This is a genomic window from Roseobacter sp. HKCCD5988, assembly GCF_037830355.1.
In the GTDB taxonomy this organism is placed as follows: domain Bacteria; phylum Pseudomonadota; class Alphaproteobacteria; order Rhodobacterales; family Rhodobacteraceae; genus M30B80.
In genome coordinates, this window is record NZ_JBBLYJ010000002.1 from 380,743 (window position 1) to 395,487 (window position 14,745).

General features: G+C 54.5%; 15 protein-coding genes. 4 read left to right on the forward strand and 11 right to left on the reverse strand.

The window, feature by feature from the left end; genetic code table 11:
* Nucleotide 1 precedes the first annotated feature (1 nt).
* The 3 genes from AAC636_RS09940 (at nucleotide 2) to AAC636_RS09950 (ending at nucleotide 3,301) form a co-directional block, all read left to right on the forward strand.
* Entirely contained in the window at nucleotides 2–1,177 is a 1,176-nt protein-coding gene (locus AAC636_RS09940) for an enolase C-terminal domain-like protein (RefSeq protein ID WP_340259955.1), read from the forward strand.
* Nucleotides 1,178–1,298: 121 nt separating this feature from the next.
* Nucleotides 1,299–1,796 carry an NUDIX hydrolase gene (locus tag AAC636_RS09945; RefSeq protein ID WP_340301388.1) on the forward strand — a complete coding sequence of 166 codons (498 nt, stop codon included), beginning with the start codon at nucleotides 1,299–1,301 and terminating at the stop codon, nucleotides 1,794–1,796.
* Nucleotides 1,797–1,822: 26 nt separating this feature from the next.
* Nucleotides 1,823–3,301, forward strand: a complete 1,479-nt coding sequence (locus AAC636_RS09950; RefSeq protein ID WP_340301389.1) for an inorganic phosphate transporter — start codon at nucleotides 1,823–1,825, stop codon at nucleotides 3,299–3,301.
* Nucleotides 3,302–3,313: 12 nt separating this feature from the next.
* Here the strand turns inward: AAC636_RS09950 and AAC636_RS09955 are convergent, their stop codons facing one another.
* The gene (locus AAC636_RS09955) at nucleotides 3,314–4,042 is read right to left on the reverse strand and encodes a class II aldolase/adducin family protein (protein ID WP_340301390.1); all 729 of its coding nucleotides are present in this window, start codon (nucleotides 4,040–4,042) and stop codon (nucleotides 3,314–3,316) included.
* Entirely contained in the window at nucleotides 4,039–5,181 is a 1,143-nt protein-coding gene (locus AAC636_RS09960; RefSeq protein ID WP_340301391.1) for a TauD/TfdA family dioxygenase, read from the reverse strand. The genes AAC636_RS09955 and AAC636_RS09960 overlap by 4 nt, the downstream gene beginning before the upstream one ends.
* 110 nt (nucleotides 5,182–5,291) lie before the next feature.
* On the opposite strand from AAC636_RS09960, the gene AAC636_RS09965 reads away from it, so the two are divergent.
* On the forward strand, nucleotides 5,292–6,173 hold the full coding sequence (locus AAC636_RS09965; RefSeq protein ID WP_340301572.1) for a LysR substrate-binding domain-containing protein: 882 nt from the start codon (nucleotides 5,292–5,294) through the stop codon (nucleotides 6,171–6,173).
* 461 nt (nucleotides 6,174–6,634) lie between these two features.
* Here AAC636_RS09965 and AAC636_RS09970 read toward each other — a convergent pair whose 3' ends face one another.
* The 9 genes from AAC636_RS09970 to gorA all read right to left on the reverse strand — a co-directional run bounded on the left by AAC636_RS09970 (nucleotide 6,635) and on the right by gorA (nucleotide 14,735).
* Nucleotides 6,635–7,168, reverse strand: a complete 534-nt coding sequence (locus tag AAC636_RS09970; RefSeq protein WP_340301392.1) for a hypothetical protein — start codon at nucleotides 7,166–7,168, stop codon at nucleotides 6,635–6,637.
* A 45-nt stretch (nucleotides 7,169–7,213) separates the two neighbouring features.
* Entirely contained in the window at nucleotides 7,214–7,510 is a 297-nt protein-coding gene (locus AAC636_RS09975; RefSeq protein ID WP_340298552.1) for a hypothetical protein, read from the reverse strand.
* Between the two features lie 111 nt (nucleotides 7,511–7,621).
* Nucleotides 7,622–7,939 carry an H-NS histone family protein gene (locus AAC636_RS09980; protein WP_317655501.1) on the reverse strand — a complete coding sequence of 106 codons (318 nt, stop codon included), beginning with the start codon at nucleotides 7,937–7,939 and terminating at the stop codon, nucleotides 7,622–7,624.
* 698 nt (nucleotides 7,940–8,637) lie between these two features.
* Nucleotides 8,638–9,150: a hypothetical protein gene (locus AAC636_RS09985; protein ID WP_340301393.1), complete on the reverse strand. Its 513-nt coding sequence runs from the start codon at nucleotides 9,148–9,150 to the stop codon at nucleotides 8,638–8,640.
* A gap of 192 nt (nucleotides 9,151–9,342) precedes the next feature.
* The gene (locus AAC636_RS09990) at nucleotides 9,343–10,845 is read right to left on the reverse strand and encodes a Do family serine endopeptidase (RefSeq protein ID WP_340301573.1); all 1,503 of its coding nucleotides are present in this window, start codon (nucleotides 10,843–10,845) and stop codon (nucleotides 9,343–9,345) included.
* Nucleotides 10,846–11,037: 192 nt separating this feature from the next.
* Nucleotides 11,038–11,241 carry a DUF2065 domain-containing protein gene (locus AAC636_RS09995; RefSeq protein ID WP_340254583.1) on the reverse strand — a complete coding sequence of 68 codons (204 nt, stop codon included), beginning with the start codon at nucleotides 11,239–11,241 and terminating at the stop codon, nucleotides 11,038–11,040.
* Entirely contained in the window at nucleotides 11,241–12,119 is an 879-nt protein-coding gene (gene hflC, locus AAC636_RS10000; RefSeq protein ID WP_340301394.1) for a protease modulator HflC, read from the reverse strand. Before hflC ends, AAC636_RS09995 begins: the two co-directional genes overlap by 1 nt.
* Nucleotides 12,119–13,255: an FtsH protease activity modulator HflK gene (gene hflK, locus AAC636_RS10005; RefSeq protein WP_340301395.1), complete on the reverse strand. Its 1,137-nt coding sequence runs from the start codon at nucleotides 13,253–13,255 to the stop codon at nucleotides 12,119–12,121. The genes hflC and hflK overlap by 1 nt, the downstream gene beginning before the upstream one ends.
* Before the next feature lie 124 nt (nucleotides 13,256–13,379).
* Nucleotides 13,380–14,735 (reverse strand): glutathione-disulfide reductase, encoded by a 1,356-nt coding sequence (gene gorA / locus AAC636_RS10010; protein WP_340301396.1) that lies wholly within the window; start codon nucleotides 14,733–14,735, stop codon nucleotides 13,380–13,382.
* Between the last annotated feature and the right edge of the window lie 10 nt (nucleotides 14,736–14,745).

Sequence of the window (14,745 nt, forward strand, 5' to 3'; positions counted from 1 at the left end):
AATGACCAAGATTACGCGCGTCACCCTCACTGAATTCGAATTTGAAGCCGCAAATCTGGCGCCATCCGCCGGGGGCAGTTCAATCGGCGGGCTCTATTACAGAAAGGGCGCATCCACTCCAATCAAAAAGTACGCCGTCGAAATAGAGACAGGAGACGGCTGCATTGGAAGTTACATCGTGAACTGGGGAGCATCACTCTCGGTATTTGGGCAAATGCAGATGCTGGCGCCAATGCTAATTGGCCGCGAGGCGGAGGAGCGTGAGGGGATCTACGACGACCTCAAGCGTGAGGCCCGCCAGTTTGATCATATGGGGCATGGGCCGCTTGATATCGCCCTGTGGGATTGGCAGGGGAGAGCGCTTGGGTGCTCAATAGCAACACTACTCGGTAGCCACCGGCGGGAATTCCCCGCCTATGCGAGCACCTACCACGGCGACCGCAGTGGTGGGCTAGACTGCAAGGAGGCCTACGGTGACTTCGCCTTGGCCTGCAAGGAAATGGGATATCGCGCCTTTAAAATCCACGGCTGGCATGATGGCAATGCCCGAGAGGAGGCAGAGTTAGTGCTTCACGTGCGTAAGGTTGTGGGAGATGAGATGACGCTGATGCTCGACCCAGCCTGTCAGTTGCGCAATTTCGCGGACACGCTCTACGTCGGGAAGGCCTGCGACGAGGCTAATTACTTTTGGCTTGAAGATCCCTACCGCGACAGCGGCGTCTCAGCCTTTGCCCACAAGAAATTACGCGAAATGTTGCGCACTCCGTTGCTACAAACTGAACACGTGCGTGGCGTTGAACCCAAAGCTGACTTCTTAATTGCGGGCGGCACTGACTTCCTGCGCTCTGATCCCGAATATGACATGGGGATCACGGGCTGCCTTAAAATTCATAATATGGCCGAAAGTTTTGGCGTGGATGTCGAAGTGCATGCCTGTGGGCCCGCGCATCGCCATATGATCGCCCGCAGCCGCAACTCAAATTTCTACGAGGTGGCCCTGGTAGGGCCTGACTGCCCAAATGCAGTTCCGCCAGTGTATGAATGCGGCTACACTGACCAACTCGACTGCATTGACGAAAACGGCATGGTCCAATTGCCTGATGGCGTGGGGCTTGGCGTGGCTTACGACTGGGAGTTTATTGCCGCGCACAAAACACACCAGCTCATTTACAACTAGAGGGCCGATCTAGTCATCAAGACAATATTGGGCCCTGAGCTGGCTATTGGATCTAATCCACACTACAAAATATCATTGAGGCTCAAAAGCACCTTCGGCAGAGAGGCGGCATCCGCACCGCATGAAAAATTTTATTCCAAAAATCGTTGAAGAGAGCCTCAAGCTGTTGGTGCAGCGCCCCGAGTGGGTTCAAGTCGGCGCACTATGCTATCGCCACAAAAAAGGGAAATTACAGATCCTTCTGGTTACGAGCCGCGGCACAAAGCGCTGGATTATTCCGAAGGGCTGGCCAATGCCGGGCAAGCACGGGTCCCCCGCTGCAAAGCAGGAAGCTTGGGAGGAGGCCGGCGTAGCTGTTGCTCAGATCGAAAGCGAACCGCTCGGACAATATCGCTATCGCAAGAAAATGGCGAGTGGCCTGGCCCTGCCCGTCACGACTTTTGTGTATCCCTGCGAGGTATCGAAGGTCACAAAAAACTACCCCGAGAAAAGCCAGCGTAAGCGTAAGTGGTTCACCCCGAAGAAGGCAGCCAAAAAAGTTTCGGAACCCGAATTAAAAAAGATGATCTTAGATTTCTCGACAGCGATAGCAGGACAAGATACACCCGTGGGACGCTGACGAATTTCATGGCCTTGGAGAGAGATATGGCGCAAAATCAGTTTGATCCACGGCACTTGGAGACCCTGGACCGTGACCTCGATCGTCTTTCTTCAATTGAAGTTGCGTCTAATTATGTTTCGCGCCCAATTGTTGGCCCCAGCCTTGCGTTTGTTTTCATTGCGATAGCCGGTTTAGCCAGTGCCACAATGTTCGGCTTCTCCGATGGTGGCTTCCTAATTGTGTTGGCAGCAATTTTTGGTGCCTACATGGCACTCAACATTGGAGCCAACGACGTCGCAAATAATATGGGGCCAGCCGTAGGCGCAAAGGCAATTACAATGGCCGGCGCGATCGCGATTGCCGTTGTATTCGAGAGCGCGGGCGCGTTGATAGCGGGCGGAGATGTGGTCTCGACCATTGCGAAGGGCATTATTGACCAATCCGCACTGTCTAACACCCAGAGTTTCATCTGGGCTATGCTTGCCGCCCTATTGGCCTCTGCCCTGTGGGTTAACTTAGCGACTTGGATTGGCGCGCCAGTGTCCACCACTCACTCAGTTGTGGGCGGGGTCATGGGCGCGGGCATCGCCGCCGCGGGGTTGGCCAGCGTTAATTGGCCCACCATGAGTGCGATCGCGGCGAGTTGGGTCATCTCACCCGTGTTGGGTGGCGTCATCGCGGCGGGCTTTTTGGCGCTGATCAAGTCCCGGATCATCTATCAGGAAGATAAAATTCAGGCTGCTCGAAAGTGGGTCCCGATTTTACTTGGAATTATGGCCGGTGCATTTGCAACTTACTTGGCGCTCAAGGGCATCAAGAAGTTAGTGAAGATTGATCTCACCACAGCGCTCGGTATCGGAGTGGCAGCGGGCATCTTAGTCACAATCCTAATGTTTCCAGTGATCAAGAAACAATCCGAGGGACTGGAAAATAGAAATAAGTCGCTCAAGGTATTGTTCCGCATACCGCTACTCGTCTCCGCGGCATTGTTGAGTTTCGCACATGGCGCAAACGACGTGGCCAATGCCGTGGGTCCGCTTGCTGCCATTGTGCAGGCCTCGCAATCAGGTATGGTGGAAAGTACCGCAGCCATTCCCCTTTGGGTCATGATTATTGGGGCGCTCGGGATCTCATTTGGCTTATTCCTATTTGGCCCTAAGCTGATCCACATGGTTGGCAATCAAATCACGAAACTTAACCCAATGCGGGCCTACTGCGTGGCCCTCTCAGCGGCTATTACGGTTATTGTGGCCAGCTGGCTCGGGCTACCAGTAAGCTCAACTCACATAGCGGTTGGTGGTGTCTTCGGAGTGGGCTTCTTCCGAGAGTGGGATGCAGATCGTCGGCGACAGAGACTACAGATTGGCCTATCTAAATCTGACCTACCGGGGCGCGAGGAGAAGAAGCGCCGCAAGCTGGTACGCCGGTCACACTTCATGACGATTATCGCCGCATGGGTGATAACAGTCCCATCTGCGGCCTTAATTTCAGCAGCAATTTACTTGGTATTTTCAAACCTCTGAGACGACTATTGTCTAGCCAGCGTTATTTGCTAGCCCATAGGCAGTCCTCAGGTGGTTAAAGTGGCGTGCCGCCATACCACGATAGGCCACCCAACCCTCTGCGGTATCCCTCGCCACTTTATCCTCTAGCACCGCCAGGGGGCGTCCAGTTGAATAGGCCAGCATGAGGGTCTGGGCCGCACGCTCGAAAAAATAAAGATCCTCAAACGCATCGGCAACGGTAGGTCCCACGACAGTGACGCCGTGGTTGCCCATCACGAGCACTGATTTATCAGACAGTGCCTCCGCAATCCTTTCGCCTTCCTCTAGCGCGTCCGCAATGCCACCAAAGTGCAGGTCGTACGCGACCCGGCCGAAGAAGCGTGCAGTGTTATTGTCAATCGGCCAGAGTGTGGGGTCTTCAAGGCAGGCTAAGGCAGTCGCATAGGGCGAGTGCACGTGCAACACCACACGCGCGCTCGGCAGTCGCCGGTGGATTGTCCCATGAATACACCAAGCAGATGCATCGGGCGCATTATCCCGCGTCATGACGGATGGGTCACCTGAGTTTAAGGCCAAGAGATCCTCGGGACTGATAGTCGCAAAGTGCTGCCACCGGGGATTTAGAAGAAAGACTTTGCCATCCGGGTCTAGCACCGCGCTGAAGTGGTTACCGACACTTTCGCTCCAGCCGAGAGCGTGACAAATTCGAAACGCATCGGCTAATTCTGCGCGCAGGGTAATTTCATGTTCGTCCATCATGACTTGAACCGCCCCTCACTGACCAATGCGCGATATGTCGAGCGCATCTCGCCGCGATCAACGTAGCAACCGCGCAGATAGCGATCTCCACTCGTTGCTGAATAGGCCGCGCGCCCGTGAACAATTCGGTGATTATCAAACACCATGCACTCGCCGCCCTTCATCATGAAGCGCATCATATACTTGTCCTCTTGGAGCATACGGCCAAACCGGCAGAAGGCGGGGTAATACTCGTCCAACAGCGTCTGATCGAGGTCAAAAATATCTGCCATGTGCTGGCTAATTGTGAGACCCGACACCTCGCCATGATTGTCGAGTTCAATCACAGTCTGGCGTGAGCGTGCATCGTAGTGGTCGTGTTCACAGAAGAACGGAATAGAGATCGTTGAGAGGAGCTCAAACCCCCGTGGGTCTCGCAGCCGGAAGTCATTAGCCACTGCAACGCCATCAGAGTAAAGGCTCTGCCCTCCCTCAACTGTGTTGACACGACAGTGAAGGAACTGAATGCCCGGCGCAAACTCCTCGGCAGGTGTGTCTGTGTGCAGCTCGAGCGCAGCCGAGGTGTAGGCGGTGTTGGTTGGATTGATGTGAGTGTGCACATCAAAATACGTGCCGAAGAATGTCGGGCGAACATACCCCATCAACTCAGCAGTCTGGGTCAATCCCTCGTCACTGTCGGGCATGTCCGTGACTATCGTAAAGCCATGGACGATCATGGCCTCAATCCACGCTGAGCGCTGTCCAGTGTCTGCAAGGAGATCCGCTTGCGCAAAACGCGGAACGTTGGGGTAGTGATCGCTGTACCAAGCCTCACGCTTGAGGTCAGCTGGATCTGGGCGGGGCTTGCCAATTGCATAAGTTTCAATCCAGTGCAGCGGCATGCGCGTCACGTGATCCTCGTCTGCCCACTCAACGTGCAGGATGCCATCAACAATCCTGGCTGCTTTCGCTCGTGGCGCTTGCTCTAAATGAAAAATGTCAAAACTGCGTTCACGCGTGATTGGGCTGAAGGAACTAGGGCAATTGTCGCGCAGCCAATAATAATTTAGGTAGCGACGGTCCTGCTTGGGCAGGGTCACGAACAGGCCCCTATCCCCCAACTCTACTGCCGTCACGACTGAGGATTTTCCGTCAAGCATTACTTTAGTCCAGATGATTGCAATAATAAATAATTACAATTGCACATTGATTTTTTAAATATAGATGGATTTATATGAATATAACATAAGTCATGAGTTATAATCATATTATGAACCACTTCCCCCCACTTCGCTTGTTAGTCTGCTTTGAGGCATTCGCCCGGCACGGATCCATGCGCGAGACTGCCGCACAAATGAACGTGAGCCAGCCAGCGATCAGCCAGGCGATTAAGACGCTCGAGGAATATATTGGCACCACACTATTGGATCGGCGCCGCAAACCAGCAAGCTTGACGGAAGAAGGTGAGATGCTGGCACGCTCTGTGCGGGAGGGATTGAGCCAAATTCGCGCTACCATCAGCGACATTCAGGCAGCGCAAGCGGGACATGAGCTGCAAATCACAGTCGCTTGCACTCTGGGGGTTGCAACCTATTGGCTGATGCCCCGCCTCCCGCAGTTTTACGCGCTGCACCCAGAAATAACGGTGAATGTCCAGGCGCCACCCACAGACTTACCGGTACTGTCGCCGGATATCGATCTGGCCCTGCGTTATGGGGCTCAGAATTGGCGCGACGGGCACAACGAAAAGCTGTTTGATGAAGTGGTCTGTCCCGTGGGAGCCCCTAAGTTCATCGACACACTGCGAGCAAGTGGCACTCCAATATGGAGCGCCCCCTTGATACATGTGCGAAACCCGCACACACAACACTGGGCCGGGTGGGAGGCCTATCTCTCAGCCAAGAGCATGCCAGCGCCCAAGCAGGCAGGGCACTCATTCAATAACTATGTCCAAGCCATGCAGGCAGCTCTGGATGGCCGAGGCCTCATGCTGGGGTGGCGCTCAATTACTGCTGGCGCGATTAATGACGGAACACTTCGACCACTCACAGATCTAGCCCATAATTTTGGCACGGCATATTACATCTCAAGCTCGAAAACACCGACACAAAATACCCGCTCGTTTATTAACTGGATCAAGACGGTGGCTTAGTCTGCGGGGCTAAGTCTACAAATTATATCGACGTGCAGTTATCTTTCATCTTGATAGAAAAAACACGCATGGTAGCCTCACTTAATGAGCGATCTGATTCCAGAGTTGAGACTGTGGCAAGCCGTCCTGTGGAGGGCCACTCAGGATTTACAAACAAGCGAAAGCAGCAGAGGTCGAGAGTTTCAAGACGTCAGGCGCTGGATTGGAGAATACCCATCGAGAGACTTTCGAGAAGTGTGTATGATGGCGAACTTGGAACCTGATTTTGTACACCCGCGGCTTCATAAAGCACTATCAGAAAAGTTAGAGCACCTGGCACCACACAAACAAAGTAAAAACTTTGCCGCCGAGTAGGCGTGACGACTGAGCTATACTGCTAGTGGGGATAAGTTATGTTTGGGTGTGCAAAAATTTACTTCCACGGGCAGTCTGCTTGCCAATCAGCGCATTTGCAGATGGGCTCAGGAGACTTCGCGGAGCAATCTGAAGAAAAGCATCGAAACTACGAGCACTGCTGCAAAACCTAACACATCTCCGACAAAAATAGCGCCAGAGGCCCGCACGTCTGTTATATCCAAAGTGTAGTGCAGGGTCGCATTCATCATTGCACCAAACGCACCTGCGAGGGCTAAACTCTTCCAATCGATTGAAACCAAGAGATAATTGCGCTCAATAAAGTCAAAGCGGCTCAATACCTCGAAGGCCAGCACGCAGGCCACGAGGCTCCCCAATGCCAGAACAAGCCCTTCGAAGATCGTGCCAGCATCATCCCCAAACCACACAAAGACAATGCTGATAGGCAAAAGGTAGAGGATGCTTCGCCAGCCAAACAAATAGGCCGCCAGCACTCGAACACCATGAGGGAAGAACAGCACGCTGGCATAAATAATGTCAGGTAGCACGAACTGCTGCAATTTATCCGAGACAACAAATACGGCCTCAAAGGCCATTGCGTAAAAGATCGAACACATGACCAAGGCCACAAGATCGGTCATAAGTGGATGCCGCATAAGCACAGCCTTACTCGGGAAATTAAAAGATCAAGCCACGATAATATAATCGGACTTGCGACCTGCGCCTGCGCGCTTCAGCTTGCCCTTATCGATCAGGCAGCGCAGCGTGCGGAATTTCGTGCTCACGGGCATGTCCGCGATCAAATCCTGGGCCTCTAAATCATGAAGCGAAAATGAGCCGTCTGCTTTTGCGGCCAATGCCGCGGCACTGAGCACATATTTCTCAGCCTCAGTGAGTTGGTGAATGCCCACTGACGCCTCCATTTTTTCCAACGTATAGCGCAACCGCGCGACATTGGTGAGGATGTCAAAATTTAAAGCCAATTGCCTCCACCTCGCAAAAGTTTGCCTCACTGGGTTGAATTATAACCCGCGAAACACTTGCTGCATAGCCTCTCATGTGGCCAAGCACGGCCTGGCCACACAACGCTTCAGTTACTTTATGAGCAAACCGTCAAGTGACTTGCCGGAGGCAAGGTGTGCCTCGACCCACTTTGGCTGGCGCCCACGCCCAGTCCAAGTCTGCTCTGAATTGTCAGGGTTCACGTATTTTGGCGCCACCTTGGATACCGACTTCCTTGGTTTCCCCCCCAACAAGTCCGAAAGCGAAAAGCCCATCTCAGCAGCCTGCTTCTCAAGTTTGGCTAGCGCCTCCCTCTTCATTCGGTCTTCGTAGCCATCGATAGCCTTACTGACGCGCTTATTCAAATCACGGAGTTCAGCTAAGGAAAGGTTATCAAGATCTATATTCATTTTGATACTCCAAATAAATTGCTTGAAACCAATTCAATGAATGGAAGAAAAATTCAAGATTTTTTTTAATGGGGGCCCAAAAAAATTTTTTTTAAAATTTTTCATAAATAATTAATTGGTGAAGCGAAAATAATTAACTAACTAAAAAATTCAGAATGAAAGAGAAGATTTAATACCAAAAATATAATAATATCAATCTGGCAACGAAATTGCGTACCCAGCTCTCTTGTCCGTTCCGAGCCTAGTTACTTAGCCACCTGCACACAAAGCTTTGAGTGAACGAAAAAAAGAACTCCGAGACACACCGTCCTCTCCCCTCAACATTTCAAGAACCTCAACCGGAGAAAATATATTTTCCGAATTGGATGCCGCAAAGGCTGCCCTCAACACCTTCCTCTCAAGATGAGACAGGCTGCCTATCCCAGCAGCCTGCTCCATGCGCTCCAGACGCGATGCCAGTACACAGATACGAGCTAAACTTGCATGCCGCCCCATTGGAAGCCACTCCAAATAATTTAATCCACGCGGACGATGTACCTCAGCAGGTCAAATCAATCAGTTGCGCCAGCAATCGAGGGTAATATTATTCATACAACGGCGACCATTTTATCAAGCTACCATTACATTAGAAATCGCCAGAAATGATGAAAATTTATCGCGAGACGAGTGGCAAATGATATACGTGACCCTACAGGCCCTCAGCTGGCTGGGGGCGCCTCTGCAGTTGACGCGTCTACTTCAGCTTCCGACTGGGCAGCCGCGCGCTCAAGTGCAGCCGCCTCACGAGCTATGAAGTCACAGTGAGCACCCAATTGAGCCGACAGTAATTTACCGTCATGCGAAAGGTCAGCAATTTTCCAACGATACCCGTCGCGCAATAACGTCACATCTACGCGCTGCGAGCCCGGAGTGCGACCTGTCAATACGGATACCTGTGCTGCTTGCTGGCTCTCTATATGGCTCTCGTAGACCAAGGTCTCGGGGAGTTCCGTGAGGATTGGCAGGACGTCACTCATCTCTAATGGCACCCCATAGGCTTCCTGGTGGCAGGCCGAAGCTCGGGCCGAGGCCTGCACCAAATCATCGGTCAGATATTGCGGCTGCAATTCGGGATCTGTGAAGGCGGCAAGAACCACCCCACCACGGGGCGGGATCACCTGCGCCAAAGCCTGTTGGGGGGGGCTCAACTCTTCCACAGGGGGCATGCTCATCGTTTGACACCCTGCAAGGAGGGTGGCGGTCATAATCAAAGCAACGGGCAAGTAGTGCATGGGTTTGACCCTCCTTGGGGCAGTCGAAATTCTGGTCACGCCTCCCCTAGCAAACCCTTGCGCTTGGGGCAAAGAAATAGCTCGGGCCGAAGATAAATTCAGCACGCGCCTGTGTATGCTAGGTGGGGTGCCTTAATCCGTCAGGGTCAGGGCAACAAATCGTGGATCACCCGCGCGGCGGATCAGCAACAAGATCGATTTTTGCCCTGCATCACGCGCCTCTCCAACAATTTGGTCAAATTCCTGCGGGTTGGAAATCGGCATTTGCGCAACTTCGGTCACGATGTCGCCCGCCTGTAGGCCCTTTGCGGCCGCGTCCGAGCTTGGATCGACCGCCTCGATCACCACGCCGGTCAGACCGCGTGCCGCGAGATCTGAGCGATCTTCTTCGGAGATGGGGCCAAGGCGCAGGCCAAGCACATCCACAGATGCGGGTTTAATCGGTTCGGGTCGTCCCGCGCCGCCTGCACCCGCGGTCTCGCGGCGCCCCAAGGTGACCGAGAGGGTTTCAACGGCACCACTGCGCAGAACGTCCATATCCACCGTTTCCCCAGCAGGGGCCGCGGCCACAACACGCACCAATTCGCGGGTATCCTGAATATCCTGCCCATCAAAGCTGAGGATCACGTCCCCCACCTCGACACCCGCATCACGGGCGGGGCCTTCTGGCACATCTGTGACCAATGCACCGCGTGCCTCCTCCAAGGACAGGCCATCGGCGATATCTTGGGTCACGTCCTGAATGCGCACGCCCAACCATCCGCGGCGCGTTTCGCCGAATTGCTGCAATTGATCAACCACATCGCTGACCACGGCCGAGGCCATAGAAAACCCGATACCAATCGAGCCACCGTTGGGTGACAGGATCGCAGTGTTCACGCCGATGACATCGCCCTCGAGGTTGAACAATGGCCCGCCCGAGTTACCGCGATTGATTGCAGCGTCTGTCTGAATGAAATCATCATAGGCCCCCGACAATTCCCGTCCGCGTGCCGAAACGACACCGACCGAGACTGAGAACCCCTGCCCGAGCGGGTTTCCCATGGCCATAACCCAATCCCCCACGCGCAGCGCGTCACTATCCCCAAAGGAGACAGAGGTGAGCGGGCTTTCAGGGTCGACCTTCAAAAGCGCGATATCAGTGTTGGGGTCTGTGCCGATTAATTCAGCCTGCAACACCTCGCCCGTGCGGAATTCGACCGAAATCTCATCGGCCCCTTCGATCACGTGATTATTGGTGACGATAAACCCATTGTCAGAGATCACAAACCCCGATCCCAGCGCCTGAGAGCGGCGGGGAGCTTGGCCCCCTTGACCGTTGCGGTTCATGAAATCGTTAAAGAAATCTTCAAATGGCGATCCAGGTGGCAGCATGGGTTGGATGCCCTGCGGCCCTTGTTGGCGGGCGGCAACGATTGAGGTTGTGGTGATATTCACCACTGCATCGCCCACTTGATCCACCAAATCTGCAAATGTGTCAGGCCGCGCCGCTTGCGCATGCGCGGGGCTTTGCAGGGTGATCAGCCCCAGCGCCAACAGCGCAGTCGCCAAGAAAAGCGCCGCTTGGCGCAGACGCGAGACCCGCTGTGGCGCAATGGAAATTGCCTTCACCCGCGCCACAGCTCTTGGCCGCATCCATTCCGTGGTTTGATAATCGCGTCTCACCTGCACACTCCTTTTTATCTCCCAAACCACGCCCGGACGAGCTGTGGTTAGGTTCCGTCATAACCAATAGGGTCAGATGAATATTTGGCCGCCCACAAGGTTATTCAAGAACCGTCCCGATCACCCTATCTCACACCCCCGTCACAAGGCCGTGAAAGTAAATTACAAACTTCCCGTAAAGGCCAGAATGATGACCCCAAAACACACCGCGCCAAAGCCGATGAGGCGGCGTGTTTCCACGGGGATCGCCGCGAGAAACGCAATCAGATTTTCCAAACGCGAAGGGGCCAGCACAAAGACCAGCCCCTCGATCAGCAGGGCCATACCAAGCCCTGCAATTATAATGTCCCACGACAATCCCAGCATCAGCGCGGGCTCTGCGAAGACCCCAAGTAATCAAAGAATTCGCTATCAGGGGCCAAGAGGAAGGTTGAATTCCCCGTGCGCAGGGCTTGGCTATAGGCATTCATCGAACGATAGAATTCAAAGAATTCTGTGTCCTGCGAAAACGCCTCGGCAAAGATGCGGTTCCGTTCGCCATCTGCCTCACCGCGGATGATTTCGGCTTCGCGGGTTGCCTCTGACACGGTCTCAACCACGGTGCGGTCGGCTTGGGCGCGGACACGCTGTGCAGCCTCGGCACCACGGGCGCGTTCATCTGTGGCTTCGCGCTGCCGCTCGGCCTCCATACGTGCGAAGGTGGCTTCAAGGTTTTGCTGTGGCAATTCCGTGCGCTTGAGGCGCACATCTAGAACTTCAAGACCAACCCGATCGGCCAGGTTGCGTGCCTGTTCCGTGATGCGTGCCATAAGTGAGGCGCGCTCACTGGACAAAATCGTGTTTGACGTCACACCGTCAGCACCCAACACGGCACGGATCTGTGGGTTGAGAATATCTTGTAGCTGCGCCTCAGCCGCGCGCAGACCGCCTGCGCCAATCGCCTGACGGAAGGCAACCACATCCGAAATCCGATAGCGCGCAAATGCATCAACCACCAAGCGGCGATCATCGGACGGGGTCACCTCAATCGGTTGGGTGTCAAGCGACAGGATCCGGTCGTCATAATACACCACCTCTTGGATGAACGGCACTTTGACGTTCAACCCTGGCTCTTCGATGACCTGACGAATTTGACCAAATTGCAGAACAAGCGCCTTTTGACGCTCATCCACGATGAACAGTGAGCTGAACGCCACGGCAACGGCGAGAACGCCAACGGGGATTAGGAAAGCAATACGAGACATCAGTTATTCCCCCCTGCTGCGGGCTCAGTTCTGCGCAATTCATTGAGCGGCAAATACGGCACAACGCCATTCCCCCCGCTATTCTCATCCATGACGATCAGGTTCACATCACCCAGAACCTGCTCCATGGTTTCAAGATAGATACGGCGGCGTGTCACTTCGGGCGCCCCGCGATATTCTTGAAGAACCGCCAAAAAACGGCTGGCTTGACCCTCGGCCTCATTGACCACTTGGGCGCGATACCCTTCGGCCTCTTCCAGCAGCTGCGCCGCTTCACCGCGCGCGCCCGCGAGGGCTTGGTTGGCATAGGCATCCGCCTGACGCTCTAGTCGGTCGCGCTCCTGTTCTGCGGCTTGCACGTCACGGAAGGCGTCAATCACCTCGGCGGGCGGGTCAGCGCGGTCAAGGTTAAGGCGCACAATATTAATGCCTGAATCATATCCATCCATCGTGGCTTGGATCAAATCCCGCACCTGATCTGCAACTAGGCCGCGATCCCGGTTTAAAATTGGAGACAGCTCGGACTGCGCGATGACTTCACGCATCGCGGCCTCTGATACAGAGCGTACAGTTGCCTCTGGATCTCGAAGGTTAAAGAGGAACTCTGCGGGGTCTTTGATGTTCCAAACAACTTGGAAATCAATATCGACGATGTTTTCATCCGTGGTCAGCATCAGGCCTTCGCCCGCGCGGGAAGACCCAATCGCCTCGGTGCGCTGCGTGGTGACTTCGATCACTTGTGCACGCACAAAGGGCCAAGGTGCCAAATGCGGGCCATCGCCCGTGGTGCGATAGAAACTGCCAAAGAATGTTTCAACGCCCTGCTGAGAGGGCTGCACCGTGTAGAAGGACGTCAAGAACCAAGCAACGATGCCTGCGCCCGCGCCAAGCAGGAACATGCTGCGTGTCGGTTTAAACCCACCGCCGCCTGCGCCGCCGCCAAAGCCGCCATTGCCGCCACCGCGCCCCCCCATCAAAACGCGGAGTTGCTCTTGGCCCTTGCGAACCAAATCATCCAATTCGGGGATCTGTTGCCCACCGCCCTGTTCAGGGCGGCGCGGGCCGCCATTGCGACCATCATCATCGCCACCGCGATTTCCACCAGAGCCCCAAGGGCCGCCGTTATTTCCAGCCATGCTGCGCTATATCCTCTTGTGATCTCTCGTCTTACATATTCAGTCAAATCTGTGCCCTGCCGCGCCACGCTGCACCACATGGGCCATCACCGTCTTGTCACAGATGTGCCTTTGCGCCTGATTTTCAAGCCACGCGGACGGGTGTTTTCAGTGTCACCAATTCCTCCGACATGGTGGGATGCACGGCGCAGACGCGGTCAAAATCTTCCTTTGTTGCGCCCATTTTCACAGCAATACCCGCCAATTGGATCATCTCACCCGCCTGCGGGGCGACAATGTGACAGCCCAAAACGCGGCGCGTTTCAGCGCAAACCACCAATTTCATCATCACCCGATCAGACCGCCCCGCAAAACTGGATTGCATAGCTTTGAAAGAGGTCGCGTAGACCTCAATTGGGCCTGCTGCGCGGGCCTCCTCCTCAGACAGGCCCACAGTGCCAAATTCGGGCTGCGTGAACACCGCCGAGGGGATTAAGTCATGATCCACGGGCGTCTTCTTGCCTTCGAAGACTGTCGCCACAAAGGCCATCGCTTCGCGAATGGCAACGGGGGTCAGGTTCACACGATTGGTCACATCCCCAATTGCATAAATCGAAGGCACGGCGGTTTGGCTGAATTGATCCACCACAATCTCACCACCACGGCCCAATTCCACGCCGAGGGCGTCTAACCCCAACCCATCTGTGTTGGGGCGGCGACCTGTGGCAAAAAACACCTGATCAAAACTTTGCATCTCGCCATTGGTCGCCTCAACCCGCAAGCCCGTGTCTGTTTTCTCAATCCCAATCACATCGGTGCCCATATGGATAGAAATCCCATTGGCCCGCATCTGATCGCAAATCAGCCCACGCGCCTCATCATCAAAGCCACGCAGAATTTGTGCGCCGCGATAATATTGCGTGACCTCAACCCCAAGGCCGTTGAGAATACAGGCGAACTCGCACGCGATATAGCCACCGCCCACGATCAATATTGATTTCGGCAGTTGCGGCAGGTTGAAAATATCATCCGATACGATGCCATATTCCGCGCCTTTGACATCGGGGCGGACAGGCCGACCGCCCGTAGCGATCAAGATATGTTTCGCGGATTTGATTGTGCCATCGGCAAGACGCACGGAATGTGGATCCGACAGGGTGGCGCGCTGCGCAAAAACAGTGACGCCTGATTTGTCCAACAGGCCGTTATAAACCCCTTCCAAGCGATCTAACTCGGCGGCTAATTTGCGCTGAAAATTCGGCCAATGAAATGCCCCCAGTGAAATGTCCCACCCATAGGCCGCTGCATCTTCTGCCATCGGCGCATATTCCGAGGCAAAGACCATAAGTTTTTTGGGCACGCATCCGCGGATCACACAGGTGCCCCCCATGCGGCTATCCTCAGCCAAGGCCACCTTGGCCCCCAAACCTGCTGCAACGCGTGCGGCGCGCACCCCGCCAGAGCCGCCACCAATTACGAAAAGATCATAGTCAAATGTCATAAATCAGCCT

Bases quoted from the DNA above. Each gene is read 5' to 3' on its own strand.
- AAC636_RS09940 (WP_340259955.1), top strand. From the start codon at position 2: ATGACCAAGATTACGCGCGTCACCCTCACTGAATTCGAATTTGAAGCC.
- AAC636_RS09945 (WP_340301388.1), top strand. From the start codon at position 1,299: ATGAAAAATTTTATTCCAAAAATCGTTGAAGAGAGCCTCAAGCTGTTG.
- AAC636_RS09950 (WP_340301389.1), top strand. From the start codon at position 1,823: ATGGCGCAAAATCAGTTTGATCCACGGCACTTGGAGACCCTGGACCGT.
- AAC636_RS09955 (WP_340301390.1), bottom strand. From the start codon at position 4,042: ATGATGGACGAACATGAAATTACCCTGCGCGCAGAATTAGCCGATGCG.
- AAC636_RS09960 (WP_340301391.1), bottom strand. From the start codon at position 5,181: ATGCTTGACGGAAAATCCTCAGTCGTGACGGCAGTAGAGTTGGGGGAT.
- AAC636_RS09965 (WP_340301572.1), top strand. From the start codon at position 5,292: ATGAACCACTTCCCCCCACTTCGCTTGTTAGTCTGCTTTGAGGCATTC.
- AAC636_RS09970 (WP_340301392.1), bottom strand. From the start codon at position 7,168: ATGACCGATCTTGTGGCCTTGGTCATGTGTTCGATCTTTTACGCAATG.
- AAC636_RS09980 (WP_317655501.1), bottom strand. From the start codon at position 7,939: ATGAATATAGATCTTGATAACCTTTCCTTAGCTGAACTCCGTGATTTG.
- AAC636_RS09985 (WP_340301393.1), bottom strand. From the start codon at position 9,150: ATGAGCATGCCCCCTGTGGAAGAGTTGAGCCCCCCCCAACAGGCTTTG.
- AAC636_RS09990 (WP_340301573.1), bottom strand. From the start codon at position 10,845: ATGCGGCCAAGAGCTGTGGCGCGGGTGAAGGCAATTTCCATTGCGCCA.
- AAC636_RS09995 (WP_340254583.1), bottom strand. From the start codon at position 11,241: ATGCTGGGATTGTCGTGGGACATTATAATTGCAGGGCTTGGTATGGCC.
- hflC (WP_340301394.1), bottom strand. From the start codon at position 12,119: ATGTCTCGTATTGCTTTCCTAATCCCCGTTGGCGTTCTCGCCGTTGCC.
- hflK (WP_340301395.1), bottom strand. From the start codon at position 13,255: ATGGCTGGAAATAACGGCGGCCCTTGGGGCTCTGGTGGAAATCGCGGT.
- gorA (WP_340301396.1), bottom strand. From the start codon at position 14,735: ATGACATTTGACTATGATCTTTTCGTAATTGGTGGCGGCTCTGGCGGG.